The following is an 18,127-nucleotide window of genomic DNA, read 5'->3' as shown; positions in this document are numbered from 1 at the left end:
ACAGGAGAAACACCATGCGCAAGACCCTTATCGCTCTGATGTTCGCCGCTGCCCTGCCAACCATCGCCATGGCCGCAGCGCCAGAAGGCCCAGGCCCGATGGGCGGCCCTGAAGGCCATATGATGGGCGGCCCAGGCCACGGCGGCGAACACGGTCCGCGTGGCAAAGGCGGCCCCTTCAGCCAGCTCGACCTGAGCCGCGAACAGCGCGAGCAAATCGGCAAGCTGATGGGCGAACAATGGCACGGCCGCAAAGAAATCGTGCGCAAGTACCTCGACAAGCTGCCGGCCGCTGACCAGCAAGCCATGAAAAACGACATGGCCGCCGCCAAGCAGAAAACCCAGGCTGACATCCGTGCCGTGCTCAAACCCGATCAACAGAAGAAGTTCGACGAGATCGTCAAGAAGCAAGCCGAGCGCCGCGCCGAGTGGAAGGAATTCCAGGCCTGGAAAGCGCAACAGCCGCAAAAAGCGCAATAATGCGCTAGCGTTACCTCCCAGCCCAGTGGCTAGCGCCGCTGGGCTTTTCCTGTTTGAGGGTTTCCTGTGCGTTCATTGTTCTGGCGCATCCTGGCCAGTTTCTGGCTGGCCATCGCCTTGGTTGCCGGGCTGTCGATCCTGCTTGGGCATATGCTCAACCAGGACACCTGGATTCTGAGCCGCCATCCCGGCCTCAACAACCTGGCGCAAGAGTGGACGCAACTCTACGAAGCCCAGGGTGAGGACGCCGCCCAGGAGTTGCTGCAACAACGCAAACGCCAGTACCACATCGACGTGCAGGTCCTCAACGAAAGCGGCGACCCAGTGGTACGCGGCACTTTCCCGCGCCGTGCCGCCGCCTTCGAAGCCCGCCAGAATGACAACCAGGACAGCCATCTGCCCTGGCGCCGCCTGACCGCCGAGTACACCAGTGAAAAAACCGGTGACACGTACCTGCTGATCTACCGCATCCCCAACCCGGAGCTGGACGCCTGGCACCGCAGCAGCCTGATGTGGCCGTTGAGCGCACTGGCCATTGCCCTGGTGGTGCTGACGCTGTTCAGCCTGCTGGTGACCCTGTCCATTACCCGCCCACTCAGCCGCCTGCGCGGCGCAGTGCATGACCTGGGCCAGACCACCTATCAGCAAAACAGCCTGGCGCAACTGGCCAACCGCCGCGATGAATTCGGCGTGCTGGCCACGGACTTCAACCGCATGGGCGCACGCCTGCAAAGCCTGATCGGCAGCCAGCGCCAGTTGCTGCGCGATGTGTCCCACGAACTGCGCTCGCCGCTGGCCCGCTTGCGCATCGCCCTGGCCCTGGCCGAACGCGCCGGCCCCGAAGAACGCGAACGCCTGTGGCCGCGCCTGACCCGTGAGTGCGACCGTCTGGAAGCACTCATCAGCGAGATTCTGGTGCTGGCCCGCGTGGACGCCGACAACGCCAGCGCCGAAGAGGTCGACCTCACCCCACTGCTCAGAACCTTACAAAAGGATGCCCAACTCAGTGCGCCGGAACAGGTGGTGCAACTGAGCGCCGAACCCGAGCTGCACCTCAAGGGCTGGCCGACCATGATCGAGCGCGCGGTGGACAACCTGCTGCGTAACGCCCAGCGGTTTAACCCCGTTGGCCAGCCGATCGAGCTAAGCGCCCAGCACCAGGGCGAGCGCATCCTGATCAGCGTGCGCGACCACGGCCCCGGCGTTGAAGCCGAACACCTGAGCCAACTGGGCGAGCCGTTTTATCGCGCGCCCGGTCAAGCGGCCCAAGGCCACGGGCTGGGCCTGGCGATTGCCCGTCGCGCCGCCGAACGCCATGGCGGCAGCCTGATTCTGGCCAATCACCCGGACGGCGGTTTTATCGCCAGCATCGACTTGCCGTTGGTGCCGGGAGTGGTCACAGCCGTGTGAGGATCTTCTATAGTGGCCCTTCTCTAACGGAGGGCCTTTGATGACTGACCTGCTGACACCCATCCAAGCCGCACTCGATTTACCGCAAACCCCACTGACGTTCACCGAGGCCGGCGCCCTGCCCTCGACCTTTGCCGTGACCGAACTGGCCAGCGCCAGCCTGGGCGCTGCCGGCCAGGCGGTTGCTCAACTTATCCAGCAACAAACCGGGCGCTTGCCCAGCGTGAGCGTGGACCGGCGCCTCGCTTCCTTCTGGTTCTCCTCCTCGATTCGCCCGGTGGGCTGGCAAGTACCGCCGCTGTGGGACCCGGTGGCCGGCGACTACGCCAGCGCCGACGGCTGGATCCGTTTGCACACCAATGCGCCCCACCACCGTGCTGCCGCCGAGCGCGTCCTGGGCAAGGTCAATGACCGCGCCGAGATGGCCAGTAAAGTCGCCACCTGGAACGCCGCCGAACTGGAACAGGCGATCGTCGATGCCGGCGGTTGCGCGGCGCAGATGCGTACCTGGCAGGCCTGGCAAACCCATCCGCAAGGGTTGGCGGTGAACGCCGAGGCATTGGTGCAGCGCCAGACCTTCGACACCACTGGCGATAAACCGTGGCTCGGCTCGGTGGCACGCCCGCTGGCCGGCATCAAGGTGCTGGACTTGACCCGTGTGTTGGCCGGTCCTGTGGCCAGTCGTTTTCTCGCAGGCCTGGGCGCCGATGCACTGCGCATCGACTCGCCGACCTGGAACGAACCGGGCGTAGTGCCGGAAATGACCCTGGGAAAACGCTGCGCACGCCTGAACCTTAAAAGTGCCGAAGACCGCCAGGTGTTCGAAAACCTGCTCAAGGACGCCGACATCCTGTTCCACGGCTACCGCGCCGACGCGCTCGAACAGTTGGGCTACACCGCCACAGAATTACAACGCCTCGCCCCCGGCCTGATCGACGTAAGCCTCAACGCCTACGGCTGGAGCGGCCCGTGGCGCAACCGTCGCGGCTTTGACAGCCTGGTGCAGATGAGCAGCGGCATTGCCGACGCCGGCATGGCCTGGAAACAGGCAGATAAACCGGTGCCGCTGCCGTTGCAGGCGCTGGATCATGCGACCGGGTATTTGATGGCGGCCAGTGCGATTCAAGCGTTGAGTGAGCGGCTGAAAACCGGCCGTGGCGGTTCGGCGCGCTTGTCATTGGCGCGCACCGCAAAGTTGCTGGTGGAGGCCGGGCAAGTGCCGGAGCAGCCGGCGTTGCGGGCCGAAGAACCGGGCGATCAGGGCTTGGTGGTGGAGCAGACGGCGTGGGGCCAGGCCCATCGTTTGCTGGCACCGGTGACCATCAGTGGCACGCCGTTGCAGTGGGATTTGCCCGCTGGGGAATTGGGCTCACATCGAGCTCAGTGGTGAATTGAGATCGCTATCGCAGGCAAGCCAGCTCCCACATTGGATGTGTGAACACAGCCAAATGTGGGAGCTGGCTTGCCTGCGATGAGGCCCTGACAACCGCCTTCAATCCACCCGGCTCAACGACGTCCACAAATGCTGCGCCGCATACGCCCGCAAGGGCCGCCACGCTTCGGCACGGGCCAACAACTGCCGCGCCGATACCGGCCCGCCTTCCAGCGCCGCCAGCGCATTGATCAAGCCAATATCCCCCGACGCAAACGCATCCGGCTCACGCAACTGACGCATGGCGATGTACTGCGCGGTCCAGTCGCCAATTCCCGGCAAGACTACCAGGCGCGCCACGCCGTCCTTGAGACTGGCCTTGGCTGCAAATAATTGCGGATCATCCAGCAACGCCCGAGCCACACCCGACAAGGTACGGCCCCGCGCCTTGGGCATGCCCAAGGTCGCCAGGTCCGCCGCCGCCAAGACTTCAGGAGCAGGAAATACATGGGTAATACCGGTATGGGGCGTTTGCAGCGGCTGGCCATACTGCGCCACCAATTTACCCGCCAGGCGAATGGCCGCGACCACCGTGATCTGCTGGCCCAGCACCGCACGAATCGCCAGCTCCAAACCATCCCACGTCCCCGGCACCCGCAGGCCAGGGCGGGCAGCCACCAACTGCGCCATCAACGGGTCGGCGGCCAGTTGCGCATTGATCAAACCAGGCCGCGCATCCAGATCGAACATCGCCCGCAGGCGCCGCTCGATCTCGGGCAACGCCGCCATGTCGGGAAACTCAACGCCCACTTCCAGCCAAGCGCCCGCGCCCGGCGCCACGCTGATGCAGCCATGTTGCCCGCCAATGCTGACGCTGCGCCGATACACGCCGGCCTCCACGGTCTCCAACCCGATGATGGCCCGCGCCGATAGAAAACCCAGCATTGCCGCCCAGTCATAGGGCGGCTCATACGCCAATCTCACAACGACAACACCCCGCTATACAGCCCATAAGCCGCCAGCCCCGCGCCCGCAATCACGCAACTGAAAATGCCTTTTTCCATGTGCGTAAACAAGGGCTGGCCCTGTTCGCGCTTGGCCAGGGCAAACAGGATCACGCCGGGCGCATACAGCAACGCCGAGAGCAGCAGGTACTTCAAGCCACCGGCATACAGCAGCCAGACGGCATAGCCGAGGGCGATCAGGCCGACCAGAAAATCCTTATAACGCTGGCGCTGGGCACCGGCATAGGTTTCGCCGCGCCCGCTCAGCAGCACCGCGTAGGCCGCCGACCACAGGTACGGCACCAGGATCATCGACGAGGCCAGGTAAATCAGGGTGGTGTAGGTGCTGTGGGAAAACAGCGTGATCACCAGGAACACCTGGATCATCACATTGGTCAGCCACAGCGCATTGACCGGCGCCCGGTTGGGGTTTTCCTTTTTCAGGAAGGCCGGCATGGTGTTGTCATGGGCAGTGGCGTAGAGGATTTCCGCACACAGCAGCGCCCATGACAGCAAGGCGCCGAGCAGCGACACGGCCAACCCGATGCTGATCGCCATCGCGCCCCACGGCCCGACGATATGTTCCAGCACCCCCGCCAATGACGGGTTCTGCAATTGCGCCAATTCCGGCTGGCTCATGATGCCCAGGGACAGCACGTTCACCAGCACCAGCAGTGCCAGCACACCGACAAAGCCGATCACCGTGGCGCGGCCCACGTCCGAGCGCTTCTCGGCGCGCGCCGAATACACACTGGCGCCCTCGATACCGATAAACACGAACACAGTGACCAGCATCATATTGCGTACCTGATCGACCACGCTGCCAAATTGCGGGTTGCCCAGGCCCCAGATATCGCGGGTAAAAATATCCGCCTTGAACGCCACGGCGGCGATCACGATAAACATCAGCAACGGCACGATCTTCGCCACCGTAGTGATCTGGTTGATGAAGGCCGCCTCCTTGATGCCACGCAGCACTAGAAAATGCACCGCCCACAGCAGCAGCGAGGCGCAGCCGATGGCGACCGGCGTATTGCCCTGGCCGAACACCGGGAAAAAGTAGCCGAGGGTGCTGAACAGCAACACGAAGTAACCGACGTTGCCCATCCACGCACTGATCCAGTAGCCCCAGGCCGACGAAAACCCCATGTAGTCACCGAACCCGGCCTTGGCGTAGGCATACACGCCGGAGTCCAGTTCAGGTTTGCGATTGGCCAGGGTCTGGAACACAAAGGCCAGGGTGAGCATGCCGACGGCGGTGATCGCCCAGCCGATCAGCACGGCGCCCACTTCGGCGCGTGCGGCCATGTTCTGCGGCAAAGAGAAAATCCCGCCGCCGATCATCGAACCCACCACCAGGGCAATCAACGCGCTGAGGCGTAGTTTCTCGGCCGGTTGGGACATGAAAACTCCTGAAATAAAATAGTTTGAGAGAACACGCGGGCACTCAACTAATTAACTCGACGAGTGTAGCGTTTATTAAAGACCGCGATAAAACCACCACGCTCATAACGCAATGGCATGACAGTTTATAAAGTTTAGGCTTATTTAGAATTTAAATAGAGCAGGCACTTTGCCAGTTCGTGCAGGCTTAGGCACTTAATTGAGAAAAGTTTGCACATTCGACAAAACGGGCTACGGTCAAACGTCCATACCTCGGACTAAATGATTAATAAAAACGCAGGAGCCGCTCTGGAAAGCGCCTTTGCGGGGGAAACTATTGCCTCGGGATTTTACCCTTAAGTCATTAATTCACAATGGAATGTGCCAATGAAGTGATCTGAGTCAGCTGTTTGACTAGCGCACGGAATTATTCTGTGGTCTCTCTTCTCCTGCATTGGAGTCATGCAATGTCTGAAACTCCCGGAAAACTTCGACTCGGCGCCCTGGTTGCGCTGGTCGTGGGCTCAATGATTGGCGGCGGGATCTTCTCACTCCCGCAAAACATGGCCGCCAGCGCCGATGTCGGCGCGGTGTTGATCGGCTGGGTCATTACCGCCATCGGCATGCTCACCCTCGCTTTCGTGTTCCAGACCCTGGCCAACCGCAAGCCCGACCTCGACGGCGGCGTGTACGCCTATGCCAAGGCCGGATTCGGCGACTACATGGGGTTCTCATCAGCCTGGGGTTACTGGATCAGCGCCTGGCTGGGCAACGTCGGTTACTTCGTGTTGCTGTTCAGCACCCTCGGTTACTTCTTCCCCATTTTTGGCGAGGGCAACACGCCAGCGGCGGTGATCGGCGCCTCGGTGCTGCTGTGGGCCGTGCACTTTCTGGTACTGCGCGGCATCAAGGAAGCGGCGTTCATCAACCTGGTGACCACCGTCGCCAAAGTGGTGCCGCTGGTGCTGTTCGTGTTGATCGCTGTGTTCGCGTTCAAGCTGGACATCTTTACCGCTGACATCTGGGGCTTGAAAAACCCCGATCTGGGCAGTGTGATGAACCAGGTGCGCAACATGATGCTGGTCACCGTGTGGGTGTTTATCGGCATCGAAGGCGCGAGCATCTTCTCGTCCCGTGCAGAAAAACGCAGCGACGTCGGCAAGGCCACCGTGATCGGCTTTATCACCGTGCTGCTGTTTCTGATGCTGGTGAACGTGCTGTCCCTGGGCATCATGACCCAACCGGAACTGGCCAAACTGCAGAACCCATCGATGGCTGCCGTGCTGGAGCATGTGGTGGGCCACTGGGGCGCGGTGTTGATCAGCGTCGGTTTGATCGTCTCGCTGCTGGGTGCGCTGCTGTCGTGGGTGCTGCTGTGTGCGGAGATCATGTTCGCCGCCGCCAAGGACCACACCATGCCGGAGTTTTTGCGCCGCGAAAACGCCAACCACGTGCCGGTCAACGCCCTGTGGCTGACCAATGCGATGGTCCAGGTTTTCCTGGTGATCACGTTGTTCTCGGCCAGCACTTACTTGTCACTGATCTACCTCGCCACCTCGATGATCCTGGTGCCTTACCTGTGGTCGGCGGCCTATGCGCTGCTGCTGGCGGTGCGTGGCGAGACCTACGAAAACGCCCTGCGCGAGCGCAGGAAAGACCTGTTCATCGGCGCCATCGCCCTGATCTACGCGGTCTGGCTGCTCTACGCCGGTGGCACCAAATACCTGCTGCTGTCCGCCCTGCTCTATGCCCCCGGCGCCATCCTGTTCGCCAAGGCCAAGCATGAACTGGGCAAGCCGATTTTCACCAACGTCGAGAAGCTGATTTTTGCCGCAGTCGTCATTGGCGCCCTGGTGGCTGCCTATGGCCTCTACGACGGCTTCCTGACTCTGTAATTCTGACTGGAGGATCTGTAATGACCACGGAAAAAGTGAAGTACGGCGTACATTCCGAAGCCGGCAAACTGCGCAAAGTCATGGTGTGCTCCCCAGGTTTGGCCCATCAGCGGCTGACCCCCAACAACTGCGACGAACTGCTGTTCGATGACGTGCTGTGGGTGGCCCAGGCCAAGCGCGACCACTTCGACTTCGTGACCAAGATGCGCGAGCGGGACATTGATGTGCTGGAAATGCACAACCTGCTGACCGATATCGTCGCCATCCCAGAAGCGCTGGACTGGATTCTGGAACGCAAGATCACCGCCAATACGGTTGGCATGGGCCTGGTCGATGAAGTCGGCTCGTGGCTGCGCAGCCTGGAGCCGCGCAAGATCAGCGAGTTCCTGATTGGCGGCGTGTCGGCCGATGACCTGCCGAGCAGCTTTGGTGGCCGAACCATCGAGATGTTCCGCGACTTCCTCGGCCACTCAAGCTTCATTCTGCCGCCGCTGCCCAACACTCAGTTCACCCGCGATACCACCTGCTGGATCTACGGCGGTGTGACGCTCAACCCGATGTACTGGCCGGCGCGACGTCAGGAAACCCTGTTGGCCAGCGCCATCTATAAATTCCACCCCGAGTTCACCAACGCCGACTTCCAGATCTGGTACGGCGACCCCGATCAGGAACACGGCGCAGCCACGCTGGAAGGCGGCGACGTGATGCCGATTGGCAATGGCGTGGTGTTGATCGGCATGGGCGAGCGTTCTTCGCACCAGGCGATTGGCCAACTGGCGCGCAACCTGTTCAAAAACAAAGCCGTGGAACGCGTGATCGTTGCCGGCCTGCCAAAGTCCCGCGCGGCGATGCACCTGGACACCGTGTTCAGCTTCTGCGACCGCGACCTGGTGACCATCTTCCCCGAAGTGGTCAACCAGATCGTGCCCTTCACCCTGCGCCCGGATGAGAGCAAGCCGCACGGCATCGACATCCAGCGGGAGAAAACCAATTTCCTCGAAACCGTGGCCGCAGCGCTCAACCTCAAGGCACTGCGTGTGGTCGAGACCGGCGGCAACAGCTTCGCCGCCGAGCGCGAGCAATGGGATGACGGCAACAACGTGGTGGCCGTGGAGCCTGGCGTGGTGATCGGTTACGACCGCAACACCTACACCAACACCCTGCTGCGCAAGGCCGGTGTGGAAGTCATCACCATCAGCGCCGGTGAACTGGGCCGAGGCCGTGGCGGTGGCCACTGCATGACCTGCCCGATCATCCGCGACCCAATCGACTATTAAGGAGACTCATCATGGCTTTTAACATGCGCAACCGCAGCCTGCTGTCGCTGATGCACCACACTACCCGCGAGTTGAACTACCTGCTGGACCTGTCCCGCGACCTCAAACGCGCCAAGTACACCGGCACCGAGCGTCCGCACCTGCAAGGCAAAAACATCGCGCTGATCTTCGAAAAAACCTCGACTCGCACCCGTTGCGCGTTCGAAGTGGCAGCCCATGACCAGGGCGCCCACGTCACCTATATCGACCCGGTGTCGTCGCAGATCGGCCACAAGGAAAGCATGAAAGACACCGCCCGCGTCCTGGGCCGGATGTTCGATGCCATCGAGTACCGTGGCTTTGAGCAGGAAATCGTTGAAGAGCTGGCCAAGTTCGCCGGTGTGCCGGTGTTCAACGGCCTGACCGCCGAATTCCACCCGACCCAAATGATCGCCGACACCCTGACCATGCGCGAGCACAGCGACAAGCCGCTGCATGACATCAGCTACGCGTACCTGGGCGACGCGCGCTACAACATGGGCAACTCGCTGCTGATGATCGGCGCCAAACTGGGCATGGACGTGCGCATCGGGGCGCCAAAAGCGCTGTGGCCACACGAAGATTTCATCAAGCAGTGCCAGGCCTTTGCCGAGGAAAGCGGCGCACGCATCACCATCACCGAAGACCCGAAAGAAGCCGTGAAAGGCGTGGACTTCATCCACACCGATATCTGGGTGTCGATGGGCGAGCCGGTGGAAGCGTGGGACGAGCGTATCGAGCAACTGTTGCCGTACCAGGTCAACGCCAAGATGATGAAAGCCTCGGGCAACCCGCGCGTGAAGTTCATGCACTGCCTGCCGGCGTTCCATAACAGTGAGACCAAGGTGGGCAAGGACATCGCCGCGCGTTATCCGAACCTGGCCAATGGCGTGGAAGTGACCGAGGAAGTGTTCGAGTCGCCGGCCAACATCGCGTTTGAGCAGGCAGAAAACCGCATGCATACCATCAAGGCGATTCTGGTGTCGGCGCTGGCGGATATCTAACCCATCAAGCTGGTAATGCGCTCCCATGTGGGAGTCGGGCTTGCCCGCGATGGCGGTCTACATGATCCATCGCTATCGCAGGCAAGCCAGCTCCCACATTAACCGCGTTCCTTCAGCCACGCTTTTAGAAGGACATTTTTATGCGCATCGTCGTAGCCCTGGGCGGCAACGCCCTGCTCCGCCGTGGTGAACCCATGACGGCGGACAACCAACGCGCCAATATCCGCATCGCCACCGAACAGATCGCCAAGATCCATCCCGGCAACGAGCTGGTGATTGCCCACGGCAATGGCCCGCAAGTCGGCCTGCTGTCATTGCAGGCGGCGGCCTACACCCAGGTTTCGCCGTACCCGCTGGACGTGCTCGGCGCCGAGACCGAAGGCATGATCGGCTACATCATCGAACAGGAACTGGGCAACCTGCTGGACTTCGAAGTACCGTTCGCCACCTTGCTCACCCAAGTGGAAGTCGACGCCAAGGACCCGGCCTTCCAGAACCCGACCAAACCCATTGGCCCGGTGTACTCCAAGGCCGAAGCCGAAAAACTCGCTGCTGAAAAAGGCTGGGCCATCGCCCCCGATGGCGACAAATACCGCCGCGTGGTGGCCAGCCCACGCCCCAAACGCATCTTTGAAATCCGCCCGATCAAGTGGCTGCTGGAAAAAAGCGCCATTGTGATTTGCGCCGGTGGCGGCGGCATCCCGACGATGTATGGCGAAGACGGCACACTGCGCGGTATTGAAGCGGTGATCGACAAAGACCTGTGCTCATCCTTGCTGGCCTCGCAACTGGACGCCGATTTGCTGGTGATCGCGACCGATGTGAATGCGGCTTTTATCGACTTCGGCAAGCCGACCCAGAAGGCTATCGGCCAGGCCCATCCCGACGACATGGAGAAGCTCGGCTTCGCCGCCGGCTCCATGGGACCGAAGGTACAAGCGGCCTGCGAGTTCGCCCGTCAGACTGGCAAAACCGCAGTGATCGGTTCACTCTCGGACATCGAAGCCATTGTCCAGGGCAGCGCCGGCACGCGTATCAGCACGGCAAAACCTGGCATCACCTACCTGTGAAGTAGAGGAGAAACGCCTATGGCCACCTTTGAACCCGGTCACCTGCACATCGAACGTCACGCGCTCAACAAGGAGGACTACAGCTACAACCTGTGCATCGACTACGAGGTCAGCCAGGATCCAAAGGAAGGCAAGGGAATGCTGTTCAAGCTGCACGGCTCGGTGCAGGGCAAGGACCTCAAGGAGGAATTCTTTTTGCCCAAGGACCAGGCCTTCGACTTTGCCCGGCATGCGATGAACATCGCGCAAAAATACGGGATGCCGAAGGTGGCGACGCTTAACGGCTCGATGCACAAGCAGTACGACTTGATGTTTGAGGATGTACGGCATCAGTTGGATGTGAAGTCCGGCGATCCGGTCAAGCCCGAACACCTGGAATAACAACACCGTAAGTCCCATGTGGGAGCTGGCTTGCCTGCGATGACGGTGGAACAGTCACCGAAAGTATCGGCTGACACACCGCGATCGCAGGCAAGCCAGCTCCCACATTTTGATCTCCCTGCGCTCCAAGGCATACTTGCCGCCTCCAGTTCCCCAGAATTGCTAGCCCCATGCGTATCCACGTCAGCTTCATCGACCGCGTCGGCATTACCCAGGAAGTCCTGGCCTTGCTCGGTGGGCGCAATCTCAACCTGGATGCGGTGGAGATGGTGCCGCCCAACGTGTACATCGACGCGCCGACCCTGAGCGCCGAGGTGCTCGAAGAACTGCGCGATGCGCTGTTCAGCGTGCACGGCGTACAGGCGGTCACCGTGGTGGATATCCTTCCCGGCCAACGCCGCCACCTGCAACTCGACGCGCTGCTCGCAGCCATGACCGACCCGGTGCTGGCCCTGGACAGCGCGGGCAAGATCCTGCTGGCCAACCCGGCGCTGATCGCGCTGTATGGCCGCGAACCGGCGGGTGAAAGCATCAGCGCGTTGTTCAACGACCCGGCGCTGCTGGAGACTTTGCTCGAACAGGGCTTTCGTTTGCCGTTGCGCGAGATCAGCGTCAACGGCCAGACCTTTTTGCTCGACGCCACACCGATCACCGACGCCGGCGCCCTGCTGACCCTGTACCAACCCAACCGCATCGGTGAGCAACTGTCGGCGCTGCATCACGACCATGCCGAAGGGTTTGATGCGCTGCTGGGCGAGTCGCCGGTGATTCGCACCCTCAAAGCCCGGGCGCAACGGGTGGCGGCGCTGGATGCGCCGCTGTTGATCCAGGGCGAAACCGGCACCGGCAAAGAGCTGGTCGCCCGCGCCTGCCATGCCATCAGCGCACGCCACAGTGCACCGTTTTTGGCCTTGAACTGTGCGGCATTGCCGGAGAACCTGGCCGAAAGTGAGTTGTTCGGTTATGCGCCTGGCGCCTTTACCGGCGCGCAGCGTGGCGGCAAGCCCGGGCTGATGGAGTTGGCCAACCAGGGCACGGTGTTCCTTGATGAGATCGGTGAGATGTCGCCGTATTTGCAGGCCAAGCTGCTGCGGTTTCTGAATGACGGCAGCTTTCGCCGGGTGGGCGGCGACCGCGAAGTGAAGGTCAATGTGCGCATTCTCAGCGCTACTCACCGCGACCTGGAAAAGATGGTCAGCGAGGGCACCTTCCGCGAAGACCTGTTCTACCGCCTTAATGTGCTCAACGTCGAAGTGCCGCCGCTGCGCGAGCGCGGCCAGGACATTCTGCTGCTGGCCCGCTACTTCATGCAGCAGGCCTGTGCGCAGATCCAGCGCCCGGTGTGCCGCCTGGCGCCCGGCACTTACCCGGCGCTGCTGGGCAACCGCTGGCCGGGTAATGTGCGCCAACTGCAAAACGTGATCTTCCGCGCCGCCGCCATCTGCGAAAGCAGCCTGGTGGACATCGGCGACCTCGACATCGCCGGCACCTCGGTGGCGCGCCAGAACGACGGCGAAGTCGACAGCCTGGAACAGGCGGTGGAAGACTTCGAGCGCAACCTGCTGGAAACCCTCTACGCCAGTTACCCCTCGACCCGCCAACTGGCGAGCCGCCTGCAAACGTCCCACACGGCGATCGCCCATCGCTTGCGCAAGTACGGCATTCCCAATAAGCCCTGACTGAATAAATGCGGTCCGAATGTGGGAGCTGGCTTGCCTGCGATGCGGGCACCTCGGTGGTTCAGGTAGACCAAGGTGATGCTATCGCAGGCAAGCCAGCTCCCACACAAGCCCGCTCCCACATGGAAGGCATCCAATTTTTGGTCTGAGAACGACATCCGCTGTACTGAAAGCGCTACAGCGTAACGATATCGCTACAACCCTGTTTTTTACGCGCCATGCAAGGCTTTGATCCACATAGGCTTTTTTTAGTGTGCTCGAGTGTAGCGAAATCGCTACAGCTGAAAATTATATCTCCATAACCAAAATTGTTAAGTGGCTGATTTATAACAACTTAATAACATTGGCCGCAATATTGCTAAGTAACTCCCCATTATTCCAATCCCGTCCACCAGACGAATCTGGCCCTGAGGAGTTTCCATGAGCGAGTTGCGTTTCACTGAAGATCACGAATGGCTGCGCGCCGAAGCCGATGGCAGCGTCACCGTGGGTATCACCGCTTTCGCGCAGAACGCGCTGGGTGATGTGGTTTTCGTGCAACTGCCGGAGTTGCAGGCTTACGACAAGGGCGCCGAAGCCTCCACCGTGGAATCGGTGAAAGCCGCCAGCGGCGTGTACATGCCGCTGACCGGTGAAGTGCTGGAAGTAAACGACGCACTCAGCGACAGCCCGGAACTGGTTAACGAAGACCCGATGGGCGAAGGCTGGTTCTTCCGCTTTAAACCGGCCGACGCCGAGGCGGTAGCTAAACTGCTGGATCAGGATGCGTACGACCGTCTGATCAAAGCCAACGCTGAAGCCTGAGGAGCGCACCATGACCATCAATCTCAGCACCGCCAACGAATTCATCGCCCGCCACATCGGCCCGCGCCAGGAAGATGAGCAGCACATGCTCGCAAGCCTGGGCTTTGATTCCCTCGAAGCCCTCAGCGCCAGCGTGATCCCGGAAAGCATCAAGGGCACCAGCGTGCTCGGCCTGGAAGACGGCCTGAGCGAAGCCCAGGCCCTGGCCAAGATCAAGGCCATCGCCGGCAAGAACCAGCTGTTCAAGACTTACATCGGCCAGGGCTACTACAACTGCCACACGCCGTCGCCGATCCTGCGCAACCTGCTGGAAAACCCGGCCTGGTACACCGCCTACACCCCGTACCAACCCGAGATTTCCCAAGGCCGCCTGGAAGCACTGCTGAACTTCCAGACCCTGATCAGCGACCTCACCGGCCTGCCGATCGCCAACGCCTCCTTGCTCGACGAAGCCACCGCCGCCGCCGAAGCCATGACCTTCTGCAAGCGCCTGAGCAAGAACAAGGGCAGCAACGCTTTCTTCGCCTCCGTGCATAGCCACCCACAGACCCTCGACGTGCTGCGCACCCGTGCCGAGCCGTTGGGCATCGACGTGGTAGTGGGCGATGAGCGTGAACTGACCGACGTCAGCGCGTTTTTCGGCGCCCTGCTGCAATACCCGGCGAGCAACGGTGATGTGTTTGATTACCGCGAACTGACCGAGCGTTTCCACGCTGCCAATGCCTTGGTCGCGGTCGCCGCCGACCTGCTGGCCCTGACCCTGCTGACCCCGCCGGGTGAGTTCGGCGCCGACGTGGCCATCGGCAGCGCGCAACGCTTCGGCGTACCGCTGGGCTTTGGGGGCCCGCACGCGGCGTACTTCTCCACCAAGGATGCGTTCAAGCGCGATATGCCGGGCCGTCTGGTCGGTGTGTCGGTCGACCGTTTCGGCAAGCCGGCCCTGCGCCTGGCCATGCAGACCCGCGAGCAACACATCCGTCGCGAGAAAGCCACCAGCAACATCTGCACCGCGCAGGTCCTGTTGGCCAACATCGCCAGCATGTACGCCGTGTACCACGGCCCTGAAGGCCTGACCCGGATCGCCCAGCGCATTCACCAGCTGACCGCGATCCTGGCCAAAGGCTTGACCGCCCTGGGCCTTAAGGTTGAGCAGGCAAACTTCTTCGACACGATCACCCTCAACACGGGCGCCAACACCGCCGACCTGCACGACAAGGCCCGCGCCCAGCGCATCAACCTGCGTGTGGTCGATGCCGAGCGCGTTGGCCTGTCGGTCGACGAAACCACCAGCCAGGCCGATATCGAAGCCTTGTGGGCGATCTTCGCCGACGGCAAGGCACTGCCGGCCTTTGCTGCGACCGAAAGCACCTTGCCCGCCGCGCTGCTGCGCCAGTCGCCGATCCTCAGCCACCCGGTGTTCAACCGTTACCACTCCGAAACCGAGCTGATGCGCTACCTGCGCAAGCTGGCCGACAAGGACCTGGCGCTGGACCGCACCATGATCCCGCTGGGTTCGTGCACCATGAAACTCAACGCCGCCAGCGAAATGATCCCGGTGACCTGGGCCGAATTCGGTGCCCTGCACCCATTCGCTCCGGCCGCACAAAGCGCCGGCTACCTGGAGCTGACTTCCGACCTGGAAGCCATGCTCTGCGCGGCCACCGGTTATGACGCAATCTCCCTGCAACCGAACGCCGGTTCCCAAGGTGAATACGCAGGCCTGCTGGCCATCCGTGCTTATCACCAGAGCCGTGGCGAAGAACGCCGCGACATCTGCCTGATCCCATCGTCGGCCCACGGCACCAACCCGGCGACCGCCAACATGGCCGGTATGCGCGTGGTGGTCACCGCCTGCGATGCCCGCGGCAACGTCGACATCGAAGACTTGCGCGCCAAGGCCATCGAGCACCGCGAACACCTCGCCGCGCTGATGATCACCTACCCGTCCACCCACGGCGTGTTCGAAGAAGGCATCCGCGAAATCTGCGGCATCATTCACGACAACGGCGGCCAGGTGTACATCGACGGCGCCAACATGAACGCGATGGTCGGCCTGTGCGCACCGGGCAAGTTCGGTGGCGACGTGTCCCACCTGAACCTGCACAAAACCTTCTGCATCCCGCACGGCGGTGGCGGCCCGGGCGTTGGCCCGATTGGGGTTAAATCCCACCTCACGCCATTCCTGCCGGGCCACGCGGCCATGGAGCGCAAGGAAGGCGCGGTGTGCGCGGCGCCATTTGGCAGCGCGAGCATCCTGCCGATCACCTGGATGTACATCAGCATGATGGGCGGCGCGGGCCTCAAGCGCGCTTCGCAGCTGGCGATCCTGAACGCCAACTACATTTCCCGTCGCCTCGAAGAGCATTACCCCGTGCTCTACACCGGCAGCAACGGCCTGGTGGCGCACGAATGCATCCTGGACCTGCGCCCACTGAAAGACAGCAGCGGCATCAGCGTGGATGACGTGGCCAAGCGCCTGATCGACTTTGGTTTCCATGCGCCGACCATGTCGTTCCCGGTGGCGGGCACCTTGATGATCGAGCCGACCGAAAGCGAATCCAGGGAAGAACTGGACCGCTTCTGTGACGCCATGATCGCCATCCGCGAGGAAATTCGCGCAGTGGAAAACGGCACCTTGGACAAGGACGACAACCCACTGAAAAACGCCCCGCACACGGCGGCTGAAATCGTCGGTGAGTGGAGCCACCCGTACAGCCGTGAACAGGCAGTGTACCCGGTGGCGTCGTTGATCGAAGGCAAATACTGGCCGCCGGTTGGCCGGGTCGACAACGTGTTTGGCGACCGTAACCTGGTGTGTGCGTGCCCGTCGATCGAGAGCTACGCGTGATCTGACTGAACTCGGTCAATGTGGGAGCTGGCCAGCTCCCACACAAGCCCGGTTTCTACATTGACCGAGCCAGCCTTCAAAAATAATAAGAAACCGGAGAACAACCATGTCCCTTAGCGTGTTCGACCTGTTCAAGATTGGCATCGGCCCCTCCAGTTCCCACACCGTCGGCCCGATGCGTGCGGCGGCTCGATTCGTCGAAGGCCTCAAACGTGACAACCGGCTGAACACCACCAGCGGCATCAAGGTGGAACTCTATGGCTCACTGGGCGCCACCGGCAAAGGCCACGGCAGCGACAAGGCCGTGTTGCTGGGCCTGGAAGGCGAACACCCGGACACCGTGAATACCGAAACCGTCGCCGCACGCCTTGCGCAAATGCGCAGTGACGGTCGCTTGAACCTGCTCGGCGAACACAGCATTGCGTTCAACGAGAAAGAACACCTGGCGATGATTCGCAAGCCTCTCGCCTACCATCCCAATGGCATGATTTTTCGCGCCTTTGACGCCGCCGGCATCCAGATCCGCAGCCGCGAGTATTACTCGGTCGGCGGTGGGTTTGTGGTGGATGAAGACGCCGCAGGCGCTGACCGGATCGTCGAAGACACCACGCCGCTGACCTTCCCTTTCAAGCACGCCAAGGATTTGCTCGGCCATTGCGCCACCTACGGGCTGTCCATCAGCCAGGTAATGCTGACCAATGAAAGCGCCTGGCGCCCGGAGGCGGAAACCCGCGCCGGTTTGCTGAACATCTGGCAGGTGATGCAGGACTGCGTGGATGCCGGGTGTCGCAACGAAGGCATCTTGCCCGGCGGCTTGAAGGTCAAGCGCCGTGCGGCGGCGCTGCATCGGCAGCTGTGCAAGAACCCCGAATCGGCGCTGCGCGACCCGTTGTCGGTGCTCGACTGGGTCAACCTGTATGCGCTGGCGGTCAACGAAGAAAACGCCAACGGCGGGCGCGTGGTCACCGCACCTACCAACGGTGCGGCCGGGATAGTGCCGGCGGTGTTGCATTACTACATGCGCTTTATCCCCGGTGCGAACGAGGACGGCGTGGTGCGCTTTCTGCTCACCGCCGCCGCCATCGGGATTTTGTACAAGGAAAACGCCTCGATTTCCGGCGCCGAAGTCGGCTGCCAGGGCGAAGTCGGCGTGGCCTGTTCCATGGCTGCCGGCGCTTTGTGCGAAGTGTTGGGCGGCAGCGTGTCCCAAGTGGAAAACGCCGCCGAAATCGGCATGGAACACAACCTCGGCCTGACCTGCGACCCGATTGGCGGGCTGGTGCAGGTGCCGTGCATCGAGCGCAATGCCATGGGCTCGGTCAAGGCCATCAATGCGGTGCGCATGGCTTTGCGTGGCGATGGGCAGCACTTCGTGTCACTCGACAAGGTCATCCGCACCATGCGCCAGACCGGCGCCGATATGAAAAGCAAATACAAGGAAACCGCCCGTGGCGGTTTGGCCGTCAACATTATCGAGTGCTGACGCCCACCCGCGCGTCCGCA

The 18,127-nt window shown here is 61.8% G+C and carries 14 protein-coding genes; 12 read left to right on the top strand and 2 right to left on the bottom strand.

Translation table 11 applies throughout. The features are described from left to right. Positions 1-14: 14 nt before the first annotated feature. The 3 genes from AOA59_RS06345 to AOA59_RS06335 all read left to right on the top strand — a co-directional run bounded on the left by AOA59_RS06345 (position 15) and on the right by AOA59_RS06335 (position 3,279). Positions 15-479, top strand: a complete 465-nt coding sequence (locus AOA59_RS06345; protein ID WP_056858600.1) for an LTXXQ domain protein — start codon at positions 15-17, stop codon at positions 477-479. A 66-nt stretch (positions 480-545) separates the two neighbouring features. Continuing rightward, complete coding sequence (locus AOA59_RS06340) at positions 546-1,889, top strand: HAMP domain-containing sensor histidine kinase (protein WP_056858599.1); 1,344 nt, start codon at positions 546-548, stop codon at positions 1,887-1,889. A 40-nt stretch (positions 1,890-1,929) separates the two neighbouring features. Next, a complete protein-coding gene (locus tag AOA59_RS06335) occupies positions 1,930-3,279 on the top strand; it encodes a CoA transferase (protein ID WP_099486464.1) in 1,350 nt (449 codons plus the stop codon). Positions 3,280-3,381: 102 nt separating this feature from the next. Here the strand turns inward: AOA59_RS06335 and AOA59_RS06330 are convergent, their stop codons facing one another. Together AOA59_RS06330 and arcD (AOA59_RS06325) are read right to left on the bottom strand one after the other, a co-directional pair. Then, a complete protein-coding gene (locus tag AOA59_RS06330; RefSeq protein ID WP_099486462.1) occupies positions 3,382-4,245 on the bottom strand; it encodes a DNA-3-methyladenine glycosylase in 864 nt (287 codons plus the stop codon). Next, positions 4,242-5,669, bottom strand: coding sequence for an arginine-ornithine antiporter (gene arcD / locus AOA59_RS06325; RefSeq protein WP_099486460.1), 1,428 nt, complete (start codon positions 5,667-5,669; stop codon positions 4,242-4,244). Before arcD (AOA59_RS06325) ends, AOA59_RS06330 begins: the two co-directional genes overlap by 4 nt. A gap of 446 nt (positions 5,670-6,115) precedes the next feature. Here arcD (AOA59_RS06325) and arcD (AOA59_RS06320) point away from each other — a divergent pair, with 446 nt between their 5' ends. From arcD (AOA59_RS06320) to AOA59_RS06280, 9 genes are all read left to right on the top strand, one after another. Continuing rightward, positions 6,116-7,543: an arginine-ornithine antiporter gene (gene arcD / locus AOA59_RS06320; RefSeq protein ID WP_099486459.1), complete on the top strand. Its 1,428-nt coding sequence runs from the start codon at positions 6,116-6,118 to the stop codon at positions 7,541-7,543. Between the two features lie 20 nt (positions 7,544-7,563). After that, positions 7,564-8,820: an arginine deiminase gene (gene arcA / locus AOA59_RS06315; protein WP_099486457.1), complete on the top strand. Its 1,257-nt coding sequence runs from the start codon at positions 7,564-7,566 to the stop codon at positions 8,818-8,820. A gap of 11 nt (positions 8,821-8,831) precedes the next feature. Continuing rightward, a complete protein-coding gene (locus tag AOA59_RS06310) occupies positions 8,832-9,842 on the top strand; it encodes an ornithine carbamoyltransferase (RefSeq protein ID WP_015885593.1) in 1,011 nt (336 codons plus the stop codon). 140 nt (positions 9,843-9,982) lie between these two features. Further along, entirely contained in the window at positions 9,983-10,912 is a 930-nt protein-coding gene (gene arcC, locus AOA59_RS06305; RefSeq protein WP_099486455.1) for a carbamate kinase, read from the top strand. 18 nt (positions 10,913-10,930) lie between these two features. Beyond that, complete coding sequence (locus AOA59_RS06300; protein ID WP_065930452.1) at positions 10,931-11,293, top strand: DUF5064 family protein; 363 nt, start codon at positions 10,931-10,933, stop codon at positions 11,291-11,293. A gap of 170 nt (positions 11,294-11,463) precedes the next feature. Next, positions 11,464-12,972 (top strand): sigma-54-dependent transcriptional regulator, encoded by a 1,509-nt coding sequence (locus tag AOA59_RS06295; protein WP_099486454.1) that lies wholly within the window; start codon positions 11,464-11,466, stop codon positions 12,970-12,972. 420 nt (positions 12,973-13,392) lie between these two features. After that, complete coding sequence (gene gcvH, locus AOA59_RS06290; protein ID WP_056858590.1) at positions 13,393-13,776, top strand: glycine cleavage system protein GcvH; 384 nt, start codon at positions 13,393-13,395, stop codon at positions 13,774-13,776. 10 nt (positions 13,777-13,786) lie between these two features. Beyond that, positions 13,787-16,624: an aminomethyl-transferring glycine dehydrogenase gene (gcvP, locus tag AOA59_RS06285; RefSeq protein ID WP_099486452.1), complete on the top strand. Its 2,838-nt coding sequence runs from the start codon at positions 13,787-13,789 to the stop codon at positions 16,622-16,624. Positions 16,625-16,730: 106 nt separating this feature from the next. Next, entirely contained in the window at positions 16,731-18,107 is a 1,377-nt protein-coding gene (locus AOA59_RS06280; protein ID WP_099486450.1) for an L-serine ammonia-lyase, read from the top strand. Positions 18,108-18,127: the final 20 nt, after the last annotated feature.

It is taken from the genome of Pseudomonas sp. 2822-15 (genome assembly GCF_002742515.1).
GTDB lineage: Bacteria > Pseudomonadota > Gammaproteobacteria > Pseudomonadales > Pseudomonadaceae > Aquipseudomonas > Aquipseudomonas salomonii.
This window is presented reverse-complemented; position numbering and strand designations above follow the sequence as displayed.